The following is a 1,447-nucleotide window of genomic DNA, read 5'->3' as shown; positions in this document are numbered from 1 at the left end:
CAATGCCGATCAGTTAAGGGGGAGAAGGATCATACTGCCGCGACCGCGTTCAAGGAGGAGGTCGCGTGGGAAGAGGTCCATTCGGGTACTTGCCCTCTGCGGATGAGGGTGCGTTCGACCGGCTGTGCGCGAGCCTTGACCCAGAGTGGGTCGAGGCGGCGCTGGAGGCGACGGGGACGGCCACCATCCGGAAACGCCGGCTCCCTGCTGAACAGGTCATCTGGTTGGTGCTGGGCATGGCGCTGTACCGGCACCGGCCCATCGCCGAGTTGGTGGAGCGATTGGACCTGGTGTTGCCCAGTGACAGGCCGAAGCCGATTGCGAGGAGCGCGGTGGCCCAGGCCCGCGCCAGAGTGGGAGAGCAGCCGCTGAAATGGCTCTTCGAGAAGAGCGCGGACGAGTGGGCCCACGCCAGCGCGCGTCGGCATGAATGGAGAGGGCTCGCCCTGTATGGAGTGGACGGCACGACAGTGCGAGTGCCGGACTCGAAAGAGAATCGGAAGCACTTTGGAGGGCCGGTGGTGGGCCGAGGCGGAGGACTCAGCGGCTACCCCATGGTGAGGCTTGTCACTCTGATGGCCCTGCGCAGCCACCTGCTGGCGGCGGCGCATTTTGGGCCCTACGGGACGGATGAGCGCGAGTACGCCCTGAATCTATGGCCCCAGGTGCCGGACGATTCGCTGTGCGTGATGGACCGCCACTTTCTCAACGCCGACATCCTCGTGCCATTGGCGAGGGACGGGAAGAGCCGCCACTGGCTGCTGCGCGCGAAGAAGAACACTGCCTGGCGCACGGTGAAGCGTTTGGGGAAAGGAGAGGAACTGGTGGAAATGGAGGTGAGCTACCACACCCGCCAGAAGGACGACTCCTTGCCGATACGCTTCCAGGCACGTGCCATTCACTACCAGCGCAAAGGCTTTCAGCCCCAGTGGCTGCTGACCTCGTTGCTGGACGCCGAAGCCTTCCCCGCCAGCGAAGTGGTGGCTCTCTACCACGAGAGGTGGGAGTTGGAGCTCGGCTATGACGAGGTGAAGACGGAGATGCTGGAGAGGCAGGAGGCCATCCGCAGCCAGAAGCCTGGTGGGGTCGCCCAGGAACTCTGGGGCGTGGGACTGGCCTACAATCTGGTGCGACTGGAGATGGAGCGCATCGCCGAAGAGGCCGATGTGCCTCCTACCCGAATCAGCTTCGTCATGGCCCTGCGCCTCATCCGAGACGAGTGGATGTGGCTGGCCGGGGCGAGCCCTGGAGCGATTCCCAAACATCTGCGACGCCTGCGAGAAGAGGTGAAACGCTTCATCCTCCCGCCGCGGCGAAGCCAAAGACAGTATCCGCGTGCGGTGAAAATCAAGATGAGCAGCTACCCACGGAAACGCCCTCGCCCGGTCCGTCGAGCACGCTCCCTCGGCCCCCTACGTCGCGTCCGTCCCTAAAGTGAACGGCATTG

Annotated in this window: 1 protein-coding gene; it reads left to right on the top strand. The window is 64.3% G+C overall.

Annotation, left to right across the window (positions count from 1 at the left end; genetic code table 11):
* Window positions 1–89 precede the first annotated feature (89 nt).
* Window positions 90–1,433, top strand: a complete 1,344-nt coding sequence (locus FL311_RS43100) for an IS4 family transposase (RefSeq protein ID WP_194869637.1) — start codon at window positions 90–92, stop codon at window positions 1,431–1,433.
* The last annotated feature ends 14 nt before the right edge of the window (window positions 1,434–1,447 follow it).

It is taken from the genome of Myxococcus sp. AB025B, assembly GCF_006518215.1.
GTDB classification, from domain to species: domain Bacteria; phylum Myxococcota; class Myxococcia; order Myxococcales; family Myxococcaceae; genus Myxococcus; species Myxococcus fulvus.
The sequence above is the reverse complement of the archived record's forward strand: the minus strand, read 5'-3'. Positions and strand labels throughout refer to the sequence as shown.